The following is a 14,831-nucleotide window of genomic DNA, read 5'->3' on the forward strand; positions in this document are numbered from 1 at the left end:
GCCCGGGCCATGACCGACGCGGCCACGGTCACCCAGCGGGCACCGTGATCGCCAGCACGTCGAGGTGACGTCGCAGCTCGTCCGCGATCTGGTCCTGGCGCATGGTCAGCGGCAGGTCGGTCATCCTGGCCACGCGCAGCGTGCGGTCGTCGGCCCACGCCATCCCCAGGTAGCCGGCGAGCGCCGGGAACTGGCAGCTGTCGCACGCCCCGACCGGGATACCCACCTCGCGCGTGCCGACCACCGCGAGGTCAGCGAGGCGGACGATCGACACCTGCATCTGCGGCGGAGCCTGCGTCTGGAACGCGACGGCCGCCCACCGGCTGTCGGGCGAGATCCTCAGTCCGTGGACCATCTCGCACCCGGGGAGCGCGTCGGTCACGGTCCGGGTGCCCCTGGACGACTCGCGCACGACATCGGTCCGCAGCGCCTCGACCCAGCACGGGATCATCCGTTCCCCGTCGAACGACTGGCCACCACCGGCCAGCACGAGCCGGTTCCCGGCGACGGCGCCGGCCGCCACCGGATCCTGCCTTGTCGCCAGCACCGCCTCGTCCGTCGCGGTGCGCACCGTCACCTCGACCGGCCCGGCCGGCAGGCCGTCGCCGTCCTTCCCCACCCGCTGCAGGATCGTGGTCGAGGCATCGGGCGCGCCGAGGAGCCCGGTCCCCCGCCCGGCCAGCGACACCTCCTCGCGTGAGCGCACGGCCCCGGCGTCGTCGAGCACCACGAGCTCGCGCCGCAGTCCCCCGTCCGGGTCCTCGCCTACCGTTCCGTACAGGACCACACCGTCGGACGTCGGCTGCACGCCGTCCACCACCAGGCCCTCGACCTCGCCGGTCGGCAGCAGCCGCACGTCGTCGTCGGGCAGGACCTCGAAGAGCGGTACGGGCGTGGCCGTCGTGCCCTCGGGCTGCCGGGCCTGGAAGAAGAGCTGGGGCACCAGGCGGTCCGCACCCGACAACCCCGTCCAGGACACGGGGGCGGCGGCAGGCAGGCGGGTGTCGACCGGCTCGGCCCACGGCGGCGCGGAGCAGGCCGGGACCCCGAGCACGATCAGGCAGGTGAGGACGGCGCACCACCGGGGACCTCGCAGACGCATGGACGACTCTCCCTTCGTCGGGCCGGGCACGGACGGCGTCGGCTGCCAGGACCCGCAGACCCCGGCAGCCGGCGCCCTGGGGTCAGAAGCCCGTGTTCAGACCCCGGCCACCGTTGCCCCAGCCCCGTGCGGAGTTGCTGCCGAACCCGCAGTACGGCGTGCCGGTCTCGGTCACCATGCAGAGCTGCTCGTAGGCGGCGCTCGTGTTGTCGGTCGCGACGAACCCGACGGAGGTGCCCGTGGAGGCCTCGGTCGTGTAGTTGCCGTCACCGTTGCCGTCCCACCGGAACCGCACGGTGTTGCCGTCCGAGAAGGCGTCCTTCAGCGTGGCGTGGTACTCGCCGTCGCTGTTGCACGTCCCCGAGTTCGGGATCTCCCGCGCCCGCTCGACACCGTTGTAGGACATGGTGCTGGTGATCCCGTTGCCCGCGCCGTTGCACCGGGCCTCGGCGGACGTTGCGCCGACGGCACCGAGCAGCGTCGTCAGGAGCAGCACCGACGCCCCGCCGGCGACAAGTCGCGATCGAATTCGCATGATGTTCCTCTTCTCTCGGGTGTGCCCGGGACCTCGCCGGGCCTCTTCGTCCGACGTCTCCTGGCCGGGCCAGTCGCGCACCGGCCCATGGCCACGCCGGGGCAACGCCCAGCCTGCGGCGACCACCTACGTCCGCCCTGTGCTCCGTCTTCGCCCCAGGAGTGAGACCGCGCATAGGTGTCGCATAGACCGCGGGCGCACGCTCGCGACGAGAGATCCCTTCACGAGCGAGGAGCCAAGTGATGGAACGGACAAGGATGCGCGCCGCCAAGGCGCTGGCGGTGGTGCTGGCGCTGCTGGGCAGCCTCCTGGTGGGCACCGTGGCGGCGGTCCCGGCGCAGGCCGCCACCCGCGACGGTGTCTGCGACGAGGGCGAGATCTGCTTCTACTACAACAGCGACAACGCCGGGTCGATCTCCGACCACGGGAAGGCCGACGTCAGCAGCTACGGCACCGACCCCGCCACGTGCTACGTCTTCCGCACCGCGGGCAAGGCCGGGTACAACCAGTGCATCAAGAACAACGTCGCCTCGGTGTGGAACCGCACGGGCGTGCAGGTGCGGGTGCACTACAACTCGGGCTTCGGCGGGGCCTGGGACACGGTGGCGGCGGGTGCCAAGCGCGACCTGACGGCCGCGGTCAAGAACAACAACGCCTCGCACGACGTCACGCCGCTGCGCACCACCGGGACGTTCCAGGTGCCGTTCCCCTGCGGCGAGACCTGGTCCGCCCAGACCCGCACGAACCACAGCCCCCAGCTCGCGGTGGACTTCAACCACGACCCGGACGAGGGCTGGAAGGTCTACGCGTCGGCCGCCGGCGAGGTCACCACGGTGCGCGACCTCGGCAACACCTCCTACGGCAAGTACATCGTGATCACCCACGCGGGCGGCTACCAGACCCTGTACGCCCACCTGCAGAGCTTCAACGTCTCGGTGGGCCAGGACGTCAGCGCCACCACCTGGATCGGGCGCGTCGGCTCGACCGGCGGCTCGACCGGGCCTCACCTGCACTACGAGCAGAAGAAGGACGGCTCCGTCATCCGGGCCACCTTCGCCAGCGGCAACCCCATCTACTACGGGACCAAGAACCTGGCCCGGACCAGCAGCTGCCCCTCCTCGTGAACCCGAGCCAGGCTCCTGGACCCCGCCCCCTGAACCCGACGACGAGAGCGAGACGAGCATGGAACAGCTGAGAAAGCGCCTCACCACAGGACTCGTGGCGGTGCTGACCCTCGCGAGCAGCCTCGCGGTCGGCACTCTGACCGCCGCGCCCGCGCAGGCCGCCACCCGCGACGGCGTCTGCGACGCGGGCGAGTTCTGCTACTACTACAACAGCGACAACGCCGGGTCGATCTCCGACCACCCGGCGGCCGATCTCGCCGACTACGGGACCGACCCGGCCACGTGCTACGTCTTCCGCACCGCGGGCAAGGCCGGGTACAACCAGTGCATCAAGAACAACGCGGCCTCGGTCTGGAACCGGACCGGCGGCCAGGTGCGGGTGCACTACAACTCCGACTTCGGCGGCACCTGGGACACCGTCGCGGCGGGTGCCAAGCGCGACCTGACGGCCGCGGTCAAGAACAACAACGCCTCCCACGACGTCACGCCGCTGCGGACGGAGACCTGCAAGAACTCCTTCGACAACCCCCGCACCTGCGCCGGTGCGGTGTCCTGGGCCAACAGCAAGGTGGGCGCGACGGGCTGGGGCGGTCTCTGCGACCGCTTCGTGGCCAACGCCTACGGCCACGCCAACAGCGGCTCGGTGAGCGCCATCGTGCACTGGGGCCAGATCCCCTCGGCCCACCGGAACGCCGGTGACCGGAGCGTCCCCGCCGGGGGCCTGGCGTTCTTCCGCGGCGGCGAGTACGGCCACGTGATGATCTCGGTCGGCGGCGGAACCTTCGTCTCGAACGACATCGACGGCTACAACAGGATCTCCACGGCCACGATCGCAGAGGTCGAGAGCGAGTGGGGCTACACCTACCTGGGCTGGGCGCAGCCCTGGTTCCAGGTCAACCACTGACCTGACGGAGACGGTGCCGGGGGTGTGCCCGCTCGGGCGCGCCCCCGGTGCTGCCGGGCCACGCACGACCCGTACCCCACGACCGGGAGAGAACATGTCACGCACCATGAGGCGCCTCGCCGCCCTGGTGGCCACCGCCGCCGCGGTGGCCGCAGCAGTCGTCGTACCGGGAACCGCAGCCCAGGCGGCGACCCGCGACGGCCTCTGCGACGCCGGGGAGTTCTGCTACTACTACAACAGCGACCACGCAGGGTCGATCTCGGACTTCGACGTCTCCGTGGGCGACTACGGCACGGAGCAGCCGTCGTGCTACGACTTCAAGGGCGCGGGCGCGGGCCAGGGCCTGTGCCTCAAGAATGACGCCGCCTCGGTCTGGAACCGCTCGGCGAAGCCGGTCCGGGTCTACTACAACTCGGAGTACGGCGGCACCTACCAGGAGGTCGCCGCGGGCGCGAAGGTGAACCTCAACAGCACCCTGAAGAACAACAACGCCTCGCACCGCTTCGGCCCGTTCGTCACGGCTCCGCCGTCGCACGCGAGCTACTACGTCTCGGTCCAGGACACGAGCTGGGCGTACGACACGGGCTGCACGATGGGCACCCGGGACGCGAGCCGGGCCGGCACGCAGACCACCGTGGTCGTCCTGGCCTTCGGCAAGACCACCCTGGGGTCGGACGGGGTGCACGTGCTGTCCTACTTCGGCGGGGCCGACCGGCAGTTCTCCGCCGCCCGGCAGATGGTCGTCGCGATGGGCAAGGGGTACGACGACTGCACCGGGTCGGACACCGCCTCCCGCCTGCGCATCGGCCTGGGCACGAACAACACGCCCGGCAGCGCCCTGACGGGTGCCGCGGGCGCCGCGCTCGCCACGGCCGCCAAGAACGCCGCCGCCGACCTGGCGGGCTACCCGCAGGCCACCGCGTGGGGCGCGAACGACTTCGAGGCCTGGGGTTCGACGTCCGGGCTCAACTCCCAGTCCCGCGCCTGGCTCAACGGCTACAACGGGGTGTCGGGCCGTCCCCCGCTGGTCAACTTCGGCAGCGCCGACGGGTGCCCGACGACGTCGGTCCCCTCGGCGGGATCCTGCAACCCGGGACTGACCGCCGACACCATCTGGTACGTCTCGACCAGCGGCGCCGCCCAGCCGCTGCCCGAGATCTACACCACCTCCGGGTCACAGGCGAAGCAGTGGAAGTTCCTGTCGCTCTACGCCTACGGCAAGGGCGCCAAGCTGACGTTCCCCGGCGTGATGTCCCAGCGTGGTGCCTGTGACCAGCGCGGCTGCGAGGGAACGGACAACTCCCCGACGGCGTCGTGGCTCCAGCTCGACGAGCAGGTGGACAGCGACAGCCGCACCGCGACCACGCCGGGAGCGCCGACCAGCATCTACTGGCAGGAGGACCTGGTCGCTGCGGCCGGGCAGGACGCAGCCGGGCAGGACGCGACCGGGGCTGTCGCGTCGGCGGCGGCACGGACCGCGGCCTGGCCGGCCGGCATCTTCGACGACGCCGAGGCGCCGGTGCGCGGCGCCGAGCTGCTCGGGAGCAACCGGTGGGTCGGTCACGCCGGCGGCCGGACGCTGATGGTGTGGGCAGGGCGCTCGGGCGAGGACCGGACCCTCGGACGCGTGCTGGTCGCCACGACGGGGACCGGTCTGATGACCGCCTCGCACCGGACCGTGGACCTGCCGGGTACCGGAGCGCTGCGCGTGGTCACGGCACACGGTGCCGTGCTCGAGCTGGTCGACGAGCACGGCACCCGCCACGTGCTCGACGCCGCGTCGGCGACGGTCCGCTGACGCCCCGCCCCGCCGCCCCGGCCTCGACGTCGGCGCGGCGGGGCGGCGGGCGCACGGCTTCCGCGCCGTGCTCCCGAGGCTCGCGTCAGCCGAGGGGGAACGCCGCCTGCGGGCGCCAGATCCCGTCGTCGCCGTGCTCGTACTGGAAGAAGCGGTCCACGTCGAACTCGGCGGAGTAGTCCGCCATCGCCTCGAACGCCTTGTCGAGGGCGCTGTCGGGCACCTCGTGGGCGATGGTCACGTGCGGGTGGTAGTTGAACCGGAGCTCACCGTCGAGGATCCCGGAACGCACGCTCGACTCGAGCTGCTCGCACTCGGCGATGCCCTGGGACAGGGCCACGAACACCACGGGCGAGATCGGCCGGAACGTGGCCGTACCGCGCAGCTGCACCCGGAAGGGCGGGGCGGCGGCCGCCACGGTCGCGAGGTGCTCGCGCGCCTCGGCGAGCTGGCCGGCCTCCAGCACCGTGGGACCCAGCAGCGTGATGTGCGGAGGGATGAACCTCGCGAGCGGGTCGTCCGCGGCCACCCGCGCCGCGCTCAGCTCCGCGGCGTAGGGCTCCGGGATCTCGATGGCGATCCCTATGCGGATCTGGCCTGGTCCCCGCTCGGGGAGGTTCACCGTTCGCCTCGCGCGGGCAACAGCCCGAACCGCTCGTACATCCGGTCCAGCACGGGTCGGGCGATCGCGCGGGCCCGGTCGGCGCCGTCGGCCAGCACCTTGTCGAGCTGTGCGGGGTCCGCGAGGTAGGTGTTCGCCCGCTCCTGGAACGGCTCCAGGAAGGCGACGACGGCGTCGGCCAGGTCCACCTTGAGGTAGCCGTAGCCGCGGCCGTCGTACTCCTTAGCGATGGTGTCGACGTCGCGGCCGGTCACAGCCGAGAAGATCGTCAGCAGGTTGGAGATGCCCGGCTTCTCGGCCGGGTCGAACCGCACGCCGTACGACTCGTCGGCGTCCGTCACGGCCGACTTGATGGCCTTGACCGCCTTCTTCGGGTCCTCCAGCAGCCAGACGACGCCCTTGCCGCCCGTGCTGGACTTGCTCATCTTGGCGCTCGGGTCCTGCAGGTCCTGGATCTTCGCGACGGCCTTGACGATGTGCGCCTCGGGGACGACGGCGGTGCCCTCGCCGAACCGCGCGTTCAGCCGCGTCGCGAGGTCCCGGGTGAGCTCCAGGTGCTGGCGCTGGTCCTCACCGACGGGGACCAGCGCGGCGTCGTACAGCATGATGTCCGCCGCCATCAGCACGGGGTAGGTGAAGAGACCGACCGTGGTCCCGTCGTTGCCCTGCTTGGCGGACTTGTCCTTGAACTGCGTCATCCGCCCGGCCTCGCCGAACCCGGTCTGGCAGCTGAGCAGCCAGGCGAGCTCCGCGTGCGCCGCCACGTGCGACTGCACGAAGAGGATGGACCGCTCGGGGTCGATGCCCCCGGCCAGGTACTGCGCGGCCGTGCGGCGCGTGCGCTCCCGCAGCAGTGCGGGGTCCGGGTTCACCGTAAGCGCGTGCAGGTCGACCACGCAGTACAGCGCGTCGTAGGAGTCCTGCAGCGCGATCCACTGCGACAGGGCGCCGATGTAGTTGCCCAGGTGGAGCGAGCCGTCGGTGGGCTGCATCCCGGAGAAGATGCGCGGCGCGGCACCGCGGTCGGCGCCTGCCGGCGTGCCGGCCGTGGTCGGGGATTCGGTGGACATGGCCAACATTCTGGCAGGTCCATGCGCGCTCACCGAATCGTCAGGTCGCCTCGTCGTCGTACGGCGCCTTCCCGGGTTCCGCGAACGCCTCGGCGGGCGACGCGGGCGTTCCGTTCGCCGCGCCGGCCGCGGCCGCCGCCGCAGACGGGCGCGACCAGGTCGACGGGCCGTCGTCCAGCAGGGCGTCGCGCACGATCTTGCGCGGGTCGTACTGGCGCGGGTCGAGCTTCGACCAGTCGACGTCGCTGAACTCGGGCCCCAGCTCGTCGTCCACGCGGGCCTTCGCGTTCTGGAGCATGTCGCGTCCACGCCGCACGAAGGACCCGAGCTGCTCCGCGTAGCCGGGCAGTCGCTCCGGGCCGATGACGAGCATCGCGACCACGATGATGATCACGAATTCCCAGCCGTTGATGCCGAACACGGTCAGAGCCTACTCGTGTCGCCGGAAGCGCCGGAGAACACCCGGTGAACCCCGTTCACTGGCCGCTCGACCGCTCTTCGAGGACGACGCGCAGCTCGCGCTCGTCGCCACCGGACCGCACCTGGAGCGTCACCGGGTCGCCCGGCGCCTTCGCACGGATCGCGACGATCAGCTCGTCCGCCACCGACACGGGACGCCCGTCGATCGCCAGGATCACGTCGCCGGGCTTCACGCCCGCCTGGTCGGCCGGGCCGCCCGGCGTGACCGCGGGCGTGCCCTGCTGCGGCTCCTCCGACACCTGGACGCCCTCGCCCTGGTAGGTGGGGTCGAGCAGCACGCCGATGACCGGGAACGTCGCCGTGCCCGTCTCGATGAGCTGCTCGGCGGTGTGCCGGGCCTGGTTGGACGGGATCGCGAAGCCGAGCCCGATGTTGCCCGTGGCCGCGGCGGTGCCCGGCCCCTGCGCGATGGCGGAGTTGATGCCGATCACCTCGCCCGCCGTGTTGACCAGCGGGCCGCCCGAGTTGCCGGGGTTGATCGCGGCGTCGGTCTGGATCGCGTCGATGAACGCCGCCTCGGCCGCCTCGCCGGCCTTCACGGGGCGGTGCAGCGCGCTGACGATCCCCGTGGTGACCGTCGCCTCCAGCCCGAGGGGCGAGCCGACGGCGAGCACGGAGTCACCGACCACGACGTCGTCCGAGTCGCCGAGCACGAGCGGCGTCAGGCCGGTCTCGTCGACGCGGATCACCGCGAGGTCGTAGTCCGGCGTGGTGCCGACCAGCTCGGCGGGCTGCTCGTGGCCGTCGGCGAACGTGACGGTGACGTCCGCCCCCGACGCCGCCTCGGCCACCACGTGGTTGTTGGTGAGGATGTAGCCCTCGGCCTTGAGGATCATGCCGGAGCCCGTGGCGACGCCCTGCTCGGCACGCACCTCGATCGACACGACGCTCGGCAGCGCGGCGGCGGCGATGGCCGCCACCGACCCCTCCGGCCGGTCCACGTGGGTGGCACCGGCGGCGGGCTCCGGGAGCGCGGCGTCCGCCGGGCGGGCGGAGTCCTGGGCGTCCAGCAGGCCGTAGGCGGCCACCCCGCCGCCGGCCCCCGCGACGAGGCCCAGCAGCACGACGGCCGCGACGGAGCGGGCACCGAGCCGCCCGCGACGGGTGCGCGGCGACGGCGCCGGGTGCGGGGCGTCGGGATGCGAGCCCTCGGGGTACGACGTGGCCGCGTCGGCCGGCCCGGCCTCGTCCGGCGCCGCCGGGGACGGCAGGGGGACCGTGGTCAGAAGCTGCTCCGTGGGTCGCTCGACCGGCCGCGCCGGGAGCTGTGCGGTGCCCTGCGCCTGCCCGTGCTCGCCCTCGGCGCCCGCCGCCGGTGCACCGGCCACCGGAGCACCGGGCGCCGGGACATCGGCGTCGGACCGGGTGGCCGGGGCCGACGGTTCCTTCGGCGGCGGCACTGCTGCTCGCGGCGTGGGCGGCGCGAACGGGTTCTCGTCGGTCATGGGCTCTCGATGGCTCCTGTCACGGTGTGCCACCCGCGGGCGATGCGGGGCAGGACCCCGGCATCGTAGCCATGCTCACCGAACGACGCCACGAGCTCGCTCAGCACCTCCTCCGGTGCCTCCGCGACGACGTCCACCACCATGTCGTCGGACTGCCACGCCACATGGGCGGGCTCGGTGGCCAGCACCTGGACACCGCCCACCGTCGTCGCGCCGTCCTGGGCGAGCTGACCCGGACGCTCCCGGACCACCGCGCGGCCCGACGGGCCCGTCAGGTCGATCTCCAGCGTCTGTCCCTGGTCGCCCACGAGGCGCATGGCCGAGACCGTGTAGCCGTCGGGCAGGTCGGACGGGGCCACCCAGCCGTTGTCCGCCACCCAGTCGAGCGCCGCAGAGGTCCGTCCGCCGGAACCGCCCTCCAGCGTGGCGAGCACGTCCTGGCCCGCCGCCGCGGTGTCGGGGCCCGTGCGGCCGAGCATCGTCATGCTGGTCTGCGCGGAGAGCTGCGGGGACACCACGGGGACGTCCCCGAGCGTGAAGAGGGCCAGGCCCAGCACCCCGACGCCGCCCACGCCGAGCGCCGCGATCCGGGTGGTCCGGCGGCGGCGCGCCGGCCGGTCGAGGCTGCCGTCGAAACCGCCGCCGCCGGTGAACGAGGCCGTCTGCCAGGCCGGGACCGAGAGCGGGTCCGGCCCCAGCAGCGGGCGCCGCAGCGGGTCCTCGTCGGTGGGCGGGATGCTCGCCTGGAGCGCCATGAGACGTGCGGTGAGGGCCGGGTCCGGCACGACGTCGGCGGCGGAGGACAGCGCACGCCGGGCCGCGCGAGCCGTGTCCAGCTCGCGGGCGCACAGGCGGCACGTCGTCACGTGGGAGAGCGCCTTCTCGGTGTCCGCGGGCGACAGCTGCCCGTCGGCCAGCGCGCTGATCAGGTCGCCGAGGTGCCCCATCAGGCACCCCCGCGGGTCGGCGCGAGGTGCTCCAGCGCGTCGCGGAGCTGGGCCCGGGCCCGGTGGATCCGGGAGCGCACGGTGCCGAGCTTGACGCCCAGGGTCACGGCGATCTCCTCGTAGCTCAGGCCCTCGATGTCGCACAGCACGACGGCGGCGCGGTACTCGGGGCGCAGCGCGTCGAGCGCTCGCTGCACGTCCTGGTCGAGGTTCGCGTGCTCGTACCCGCGCTCCGGGCGGCCGAAGTCACCGGTGTCGGCGACGTGCCCGTCGTCGTCACCCATCGCCTCCATGCGGATGCGCTTCTTGCGGCGCGCGCCGTCCAGGAACAGGTTGGTGGTGATGCGGTGCAGCCAGCCCTCGAACGTGCCCGGGGTGTAGCTGGACAGCGACCGGAACACCCGGATGAAGGTCTCCTGCGTGAGGTCCTCCGCGTCCTGCTTGTTGCCCGTGAGCCGGTACGCGAGGCGGTAGACGCGTGCGGAGTGCTCCCGCACGATCTCCTCCCACGTGGGCGGCTGCCAGGGCATGTCGGCGGCGCCGGCCCCGGTCGGGGTCGACGCACCTGGATCTGCTGCGCGAGTACTCACAGAAGTCATCGTCCTCTCAACGTACGTGTCGGCCCAGTCGTTCCCACGGGCTGTACCCTGACGCCGCACGTGATGCACACATCTGGACAGGTCCAGCGGAGGAAGCCATCAGCACAGCGGAGCCGTCCGGCCACGGCAGGGTCGCGGCCTGGGTCTACAGCGAGGCCTTCGTCCCCGAGGACGAGGTGCTGCTGCGTGCCCGCGAACGGGCTGCGGAGCTCGGTACGCCGGCTGTGCTCCCGGGCGTCGGCGCGGTGCTGCGCGTGCTGGCCGCCGCGACCGGGGCGCACGCGGTGGTCGAGGTGGGCACGGGTGCCGGCGTCGCCGCGCTCTGGCTGCTGCGGGGCATGCCCCACGACGGTCAGCTCACCACCATCGACCGCGAGGTGGAGCACCAGCGGGCCGCGCGGGTCGCGTTCGCGGAGGACGGCGTCGCGCCGCAGCGCACCCGCATCATCCCCGGGCGGCCGGGGGACGTGCTGCCCCGGCTGGCGGACGGCGCGTACGACCTGGTGCTCGTCGCGAGCGACCCGCTGTCGTACCCGGAGTACGTCGACGAGGCGCTGCGGCTGCTGCGGCCGGGCGGTGTGCTCGCCGTCGACGGAGCCCTGCTGCGGGACCGGGTGGCCGACCCCGCACGCCGCGACGAGCTCACCACCGTGGTGCGTGAGGTGGGCCGGACGCTGCGCAACGACGAACGGGTGCTGCCTGCCATGCTGCCGAGCGGGGACGGACTGCTGCTGGCCGTCCGCCGCTGACCCGCGGCGGACGACCGGGACGAGAAGGATTCAGGCGACGACGGTCTGGAGAGCGTCGCCGAGCTCGCTCGCCTCGGTCGCGTTGAGCTCGACGACGAGCCGGCCGCCGCCCTCGAGCGGCACACGCATCACGATGCCGCGCCCCTCCTTGGTGACCTCGAGCGGTCCGTCACCCGTCCGCGGCTTCATCGCAGCCATGTGTGGCTCTCCCATTCCGTTGTCCGGTGTGTAGCAGCATTCATGTTCCCGGCGAATGCCGAGGGCACGGACCCATTCTAGTTCAATTGGCGCCCCTTACTTTCCACCTGTCCCGCGCGGGTCCGGGCGAACACCGCCTGTTCGTCGTGCGACCCGTCCACCGTCGGGTCAGCCGAGACCGCGCAGCGCGGCGGCCGGCGGGGCCTCGTCGCGGACGGCCGCCACGAGGTCCAGGACGCGCCGCGTCGCCCGCACGTCGTGCGCCCGGAAGACGCGTGCGCCGAGCCAGGCCGCCACGGCCGTCGCGGCCAGGGTGCCCTCGAGCCGCTCCTGGGGCGGCAGGTCCAGCGTCTCGCCCACGAAGTCCTTGCGGGACAGCGCCATGAGCAGCGGGAACCCCAGCCCCGCCAGGGTTCCCGTACGACGCAGCAGCTCGAGGGAGTGCCAGGTGTTCTTGCCGAAGTCGTGGGTCGGGTCCACGAGCACGGACGCGCGCGGCACACCGCACGCCACGGCGCGCTCCGCGCTGCGCCGCAGCGTCTCCACGACGTCGGCGAGGAGCCCGCCCTCCCCCGCCCCGGCCCCGTCCGGAACCCTGCTGACCTGCGGTTCCGCTGCCGCGGGGTACTCCACGCGGTAGGGGTCGGTGCGCGGCAGCGCGCCGCCCGTGTGGGAGCAGACGACGCCGACGCCGGCCGCGCCCGCCACCTCCACCAGGCGCGGGTCGTGACCCGCCCAGGTGTCGTTGACGAGGTCTGCCCCCGCGTCGATCGCGGCGCGGGCCACCCCCGCGCGCCAGGTGTCGACCGACACCAGCAGGTCCGGCACGGCCGCCCGGACCGCCGCCACGAACGGCACCACGCGCCGGATCTCCTCCGCCTCGTCGACCGGCGCGCCGGTCCCGGCCCGCACGCCGCCGACGTCGAGGATCTCGGCGCCGTCCGCGTACGCGCGCTCGGCGGCGGCCAGCGCCGCGGCGTCGTCGGGCAGGCGGGCCGGGGCGTAGAACGAGTCGGTGGTGCGGTTGAGCACGGCCATCACCACGGGGCGCACGGCGTGCCCGTCCCGGCCCAGCTCCCGGCCGCGCAGCACGAGCGGGGCGGACGGCGGCGGGACCACGCCCTGCATCATGCCCTGCACCTCACCCTGGCCGGCCTCCCGACGAGCTTCCTGACGCGCGTCGTGACCTGCGACCCGACCGCCGGCGTCCGGGTCGCCGACCCTGCCGCCGTCGCCCGGACGGTCCACCTACGAGCCGCCCAGCGAGCGGGGCAGCACCGGCTCGGCCGCGTCCTCGGTGGCCCGCTCGGCGGCCGCGGCCGCCTGGAGCGCCGCCTTCTCCGCGGCGATCTGATGCGCACGCTGTACCACGTGCCGCACGGCCTCGGCGGGGTCGTCGGTCAGGTGCACGATGTCGAGGTCGACGTCGCTGATGGTGCCGTGCGCGAGCGCGGTGGACCGCACCCACTCCAGCAGGCCGCTCCAGTACTCCGTGCCCACCAGGACGATCGGGAACTGGGTGACCTTGTGCGTCTGCACCAGGGTGACGGCCTCGAACAGCTCGTCAAAGGTGCCGAAACCACCGGGAAGGACGATGAATCCCTGTGCGTACTTCAGGAACATCGTCTTTCGCGCGAAGAAGTACCGGAAGTTGATTCCCAGGTTCACGTACTCGTTCACGCCCTGCTCGAAAGGCAGCTCGATACCCAGGCCCACCGAGGTGCCGCCCGCCTCCGCGGCGCCCTTGTTCGCGGCCTCCATGACGCCCGGGCCGCCGCCCGTGATGACGGAGTACCCGGCCTCGACCAGGAGCCGGCCGACGGTCTCGCCCGCCCGGTAGTCCGGGTGGTCCGGCTTGGTCCGTGCCGAGCCGAACACCGACACCGCCTTGCCGAGCTCGGCGAGCGCCCCGAACCCCTCCACGAACTCGCTCTGGATGCGCAGCACGCGCCACGGGTCGGAGTGCAGCCACTCCGTGTCCTGGTCGGGCGCCAGGAGCCGCTGGTCCGTCGTGGTGCGGGGGATCTGCTTGCCGCGCAGCAGCACCGGACCGCGGCGGTACCCGCGGCCGGACTGTGGGATGCCTTCGTCGCTCATGCGACCAAACTAGTCGTCCAGCAGCCAGGCCCGCAGCGCGTCGCGGCACTGCGCGAGCTGCGCCACGGGCAGCCGTTCGTCGTCCTTGTGGGCGAGCAGCGGGTCCCCGGGGCCGAAGTTCACGGCGGGCACCCCGAGCTCGGCGAACCGGGCGACGTCCGTCCACCCGTACTTGGGCGCCGGCTCCCCGCCCGCGGTGTCCAGGACCGACCGCACGAACTGCGCGGCCAGCGGGTCGTCGAGGCCCGGCCGGGCGCCGCCCGCGGCGTCGGTCACCACCACGTCGAACCCCTCGAACACCTCGCGCAGGTGCGCCTCCGCCTCCGCGACGGAACGCTCCGGCGCGAACCGGTAGTTCACCTCGACCGTGCAGGCGTCCGGGATGACGTTGCCCGCGATGCCGCCCTCGATCCGCACGGCGTTGAGGCCCTCCCGGTAGACCAGGCCGTCCACCTCGACCGCACGCGGTTCGTAGGCGGCGAGCCGCGTGAGCACGGGCGCCACGGCGTGGATCGCGTTCTCGCCGGTCCACGCGCGCGCCGAGTGCGCCGCGACCCCGCGGGTGCGCACCTCCACGCGCATCGTGCCGTTGCACCCGCCCTCGATGCCCGCGTTCGAGGGCTCGCCCAGGATCGCGAAGTCGCCCCGCAGCAGGTCAGGGTGGTTGCGCGCGAGGCGACCCAGGCCGTTGAGGGCCGAGTCGACCTCCTCGTGGTCGTAGAAGATCCACGTCAGGTCGTGCGCGGGCGTGGTGCCGGGGGCACCGAGCTCGGTGGCGAGCGCGAGGGCGACGGCCACGCCGCCGAGCATGTCGACGGTGCCCCGGCCCCAGAGCACGGCGTCCTGGCCCGTGCCCTCCAGGCGCGTCGGCAGGTTGTCGGCGATCGGGACGGTGTCGATGTGGCCGGCCACCACCACGCGCCGGTCGCGGCCCAGGTCCGTCCGGGCCACCAGCGCGTCACCGTCGCGCACCACCACCAGGTGCGGGCAGGCGCGCAGGGTCGCCTCGATCGCGTCCGCGAGGGCCTTCTCGTCGCCGCTGACGGAGGGGATGTCGCACAGGGCCCGGGTGAGCCCGACGAGGTCCGACGGGTCGAGGGGCGCGGGGTCGGTCAGGGTGTCCACAGGGCAACCCTAGGCGCTGGTCACGGACGTTAGGCT

General features: G+C 73.0%; 16 protein-coding genes. 4 read left to right on the forward strand and 12 right to left on the reverse strand.

From position 1 onward, the window contains the following. Nucleotides 1-28: 28 nt before the first annotated feature. Nucleotides 29-1,102 carry a hypothetical protein gene (locus ACO229_RS16165; RefSeq protein ID WP_423462121.1) on the reverse strand — a complete coding sequence of 358 codons (1,074 nt, stop codon included), beginning with the start codon at nt 1,100-1,102 and terminating at the stop codon, nt 29-31. Nucleotides 1,103-1,184: 82 nt separating this feature from the next. Beyond that, nucleotides 1,185-1,637: a hypothetical protein gene (locus ACO229_RS16170; protein WP_397429655.1), complete on the reverse strand. Its 453-nt coding sequence runs from the start codon at nt 1,635-1,637 to the stop codon at nt 1,185-1,187. A gap of 242 nt (nt 1,638-1,879) precedes the next feature. Between ACO229_RS16170 and ACO229_RS16175 the strand changes: the two genes are divergently transcribed. The 3 genes from ACO229_RS16175 (at nt 1,880) to ACO229_RS16185 (ending at nt 5,463) form a co-directional block, all read left to right on the forward strand. Continuing rightward, nucleotides 1,880-2,761 (forward strand): peptidoglycan DD-metalloendopeptidase family protein, encoded by an 882-nt coding sequence (locus ACO229_RS16175; protein WP_397429654.1) that lies wholly within the window; start codon nt 1,880-1,882, stop codon nt 2,759-2,761. Nucleotides 2,762-2,819: 58 nt separating this feature from the next. Beyond that, nucleotides 2,820-3,665 (forward strand): peptidase inhibitor family I36 protein, encoded by an 846-nt coding sequence (locus tag ACO229_RS16180; protein ID WP_423462122.1) that lies wholly within the window; start codon nt 2,820-2,822, stop codon nt 3,663-3,665. Between the two features lie 94 nt (nt 3,666-3,759). Next, nucleotides 3,760-5,463 carry a peptidase inhibitor family I36 protein gene (locus ACO229_RS16185; RefSeq protein ID WP_423462123.1) on the forward strand — a complete coding sequence of 568 codons (1,704 nt, stop codon included), beginning with the start codon at nt 3,760-3,762 and terminating at the stop codon, nt 5,461-5,463. A gap of 85 nt (nt 5,464-5,548) precedes the next feature. Here ACO229_RS16185 and ACO229_RS16190 read toward each other — a convergent pair whose 3' ends face one another. From ACO229_RS16190 to sigE, 6 genes are read right to left on the reverse strand one after another with little or no spacing between them, the layout of a single operon-like run. After that, nucleotides 5,549-6,085 (reverse strand): 2'-5' RNA ligase family protein, encoded by a 537-nt coding sequence (locus ACO229_RS16190; protein ID WP_423462124.1) that lies wholly within the window; start codon nt 6,083-6,085, stop codon nt 5,549-5,551. Continuing rightward, nucleotides 6,082-7,155, reverse strand: a complete 1,074-nt coding sequence (gene trpS, locus ACO229_RS16195) for a tryptophan--tRNA ligase (RefSeq protein ID WP_397429651.1) — start codon at nt 7,153-7,155, stop codon at nt 6,082-6,084. The genes ACO229_RS16190 and trpS overlap by 4 nt, the downstream gene beginning before the upstream one ends. 40 nt (nt 7,156-7,195) lie before the next feature. Further along, nucleotides 7,196-7,576, reverse strand: coding sequence for a twin-arginine translocase TatA/TatE family subunit (locus ACO229_RS16200; protein ID WP_397416621.1), 381 nt, complete (start codon nt 7,574-7,576; stop codon nt 7,196-7,198). Between the two features lie 55 nt (nt 7,577-7,631). Continuing rightward, a complete protein-coding gene (locus ACO229_RS16205; RefSeq protein ID WP_397429650.1) occupies nt 7,632-9,080 on the reverse strand; it encodes a trypsin-like peptidase domain-containing protein in 1,449 nt (482 codons plus the stop codon). Beyond that, complete coding sequence (locus tag ACO229_RS16210) at nt 9,077-10,027, reverse strand: zf-HC2 domain-containing protein (protein WP_423462125.1); 951 nt, start codon at nt 10,025-10,027, stop codon at nt 9,077-9,079. Before ACO229_RS16210 ends, ACO229_RS16205 begins: the two co-directional genes overlap by 4 nt. Then, complete coding sequence (gene sigE, locus ACO229_RS16215) at nt 10,027-10,626, reverse strand: RNA polymerase sigma factor SigE (RefSeq protein ID WP_397416613.1); 600 nt, start codon at nt 10,624-10,626, stop codon at nt 10,027-10,029. The genes ACO229_RS16210 and sigE overlap by 1 nt, the downstream gene beginning before the upstream one ends. A gap of 176 nt (nt 10,627-10,802) precedes the next feature. On the opposite strand from sigE, the gene ACO229_RS16220 reads away from it, so the two are divergent. Next, nucleotides 10,803-11,375: an O-methyltransferase gene (locus ACO229_RS16220; protein ID WP_397416610.1), complete on the forward strand. Its 573-nt coding sequence runs from the start codon at nt 10,803-10,805 to the stop codon at nt 11,373-11,375. Nucleotides 11,376-11,405: 30 nt separating this feature from the next. On the opposite strand, the gene ACO229_RS16225 is transcribed toward ACO229_RS16220, so the two are convergent. The 4 genes from ACO229_RS16225 to dapE form a co-directional block, all read right to left on the reverse strand. Beyond that, a complete protein-coding gene (locus tag ACO229_RS16225) occupies nt 11,406-11,573 on the reverse strand; it encodes a DUF3117 domain-containing protein (protein WP_119138860.1) in 168 nt (55 codons plus the stop codon). Between the two features lie 168 nt (nt 11,574-11,741). Further along, nucleotides 11,742-12,701: a dihydropteroate synthase gene (folP, locus tag ACO229_RS16230; RefSeq protein ID WP_423465315.1), complete on the reverse strand. Its 960-nt coding sequence runs from the start codon at nt 12,699-12,701 to the stop codon at nt 11,742-11,744. Between the two features lie 120 nt (nt 12,702-12,821). Then, the gene (locus tag ACO229_RS16235) at nt 12,822-13,670 is read right to left on the reverse strand and encodes a TIGR00730 family Rossman fold protein (RefSeq protein WP_397429648.1); all 849 of its coding nucleotides are present in this window, start codon (nt 13,668-13,670) and stop codon (nt 12,822-12,824) included. A gap of 9 nt (nt 13,671-13,679) precedes the next feature. Continuing rightward, complete coding sequence (gene dapE, locus ACO229_RS16240; RefSeq protein ID WP_423462126.1) at nt 13,680-14,795, reverse strand: succinyl-diaminopimelate desuccinylase; 1,116 nt, start codon at nt 14,793-14,795, stop codon at nt 13,680-13,682. Between the last annotated feature and the right edge of the window lie 36 nt (nt 14,796-14,831).

It is taken from the genome of Promicromonospora sp. MS192 (assembly GCF_049532985.1).
Classification (GTDB): Bacteria; Actinomycetota; Actinomycetes; order Actinomycetales; family Cellulomonadaceae; genus Promicromonospora.